Source organism: Bradyrhizobium sp. 157 (assembly GCF_023073815.1).
Lineage (GTDB): Bacteria > Pseudomonadota > Alphaproteobacteria > Rhizobiales > Xanthobacteraceae > Bradyrhizobium.
This window is the reverse complement of record NZ_JADPKF010000007.1, coordinates 1-1,570: the sequence shown is the minus strand read 5'-3', so window position 1 is coordinate 1,570 and position 1,570 is coordinate 1. Positions and strand designations below refer to the sequence as shown.

Below are 1,570 nucleotides of genomic sequence, written 5' to 3'. Positions count from 1 at the left end.
AGAGCTTCAGTATGGCTCTGGCCCGGAATTACCCCATGTGTGAAAACGCGGTGCTGCTGTTATGATTCTCCCGTGATTCTAAGGGGGAATTGATGAGGCGCTTCGTTGAAGAGGCGGATCGTGGGCAATGGACGCTATTGCCTGAATGCCTCGATGACTTCATTGACGAGAGCAACCCTGTTCGCGTGATCGATGTGTTTGTCGATGCGCTCGATTTGGCAGAGATGAGCTTCGAAGGTGTGGAGCCGGCGGCGACCGGGCGGCCGTCGTACCATCCCTCGGTTCTCCTGAAGCTGTACATCTATGGCTATCTGAACCGGCTGCAGTCGAGCCGGCGGCTGGAACGCGAGGCCGGACGCAATGTCGAGGTCATGTGGCTGCTCGGTCGGCTCGCTCCTGATCACAAGACGATCGCGGACTTCCGCAAAGACAATGGCCTGGCGCTACGCAAGGTATGCGCTTCGTCGAACTCTGCCGTGAGATGGGCCTTCTCACGACGGCGAGCGTCGCCATCGATGGCAGCAAGTTCAAGGCAGTGAACAACCGGGACAAGAACTTCACACGGGCGAAGGTGGAGCGGCGGCGTGCGCAGCTGGAGGAGAGTGTCGCGCGCTATCTGAGCCAACTTGACACGGCCGATAGGCAGGAGCCGACGGAGGTGCTGGCCGCGAAGGTGACGAGGCTCCACGAGAAGCTCACAAAACTGAAGGAGCAGATGGGCAAGCTTGCCGTCTACGAGAGGCAGATGCTTGCGTCACCTGACCAGCAAATCTCGCTGACCGATCCCGACAGCCGTTCGATGGCGACGAGCGGCCGCGGTTCCGGCGTCGTCGGCTACAACGTGCAAGTCGCCGTGGATACCAAGCACCACCTGATTGTGACGCATGAGGTCACGAACAGCGGTTCAGATCGGGCTCAACTGGCCAATATGGCCAAGCAGGCGAAGGCTGTTCTACAGACCGACACGCTCGAGGCCGTTGCCGATCGCGGCTACTTCAGCAGCGCGGAGATCCTCGCCTGCCACGAGGCCGGCATCACAGTAACTCTGCCCAAGCCGCAGACGTCTGGCGCCAAATCGGATGGGCGCTTCGGCAAGCAGGACTTTGTCTATTTGCCGGAGGAGGACGCCTATCGCTGTCCGGCTGGAGAGGAACTGCCATATCGCTTCACTAGCGAGGAAGATGGCAAGCGGATAAGGCGTTACTGGACCAATGCCTGTCAAAATTGTTCGCTCAAGGCCCAGTGCACGACAGGGCCAGAGCGGCGGATTCCACGATGGGAGCATGAGCACCTGCTCGATGCCGTGCAGCAGCGCCTTGATGCGAACCCGCTCGCCATGCGCCAGCGCCGCGAGACGGTCGAGCATCCGTTCGGCACGATGAAGGCTCGCATGGGGGCGACACACTTCCTCACCAAAACGCTTCCAAAAGTAGCCGCCGAGATGGCTCTCTCGGTCCTGGCCTATAATCTGACACGGGTCATGAACATCGTCGGAGCCAAGCCGCTGATGGCTGCAATCGCAGCCTGAGACTGAACCGATCCTGGCCTCTCATCGACTTCCCTAGGAAGG

At 60.1% G+C, this 1,570-nt stretch carries 1 pseudogene; it reads left to right on the top strand.

Annotated elements, in window-relative coordinates:
• Nucleotides 1–92: 92 nt before the first annotated feature.
• Nucleotides 93–1,528, top strand: a pseudogene (locus tag IVA95_RS01210) (IS1182 family transposase).
• Nucleotides 1,529–1,570: the final 42 nt, after the last annotated feature.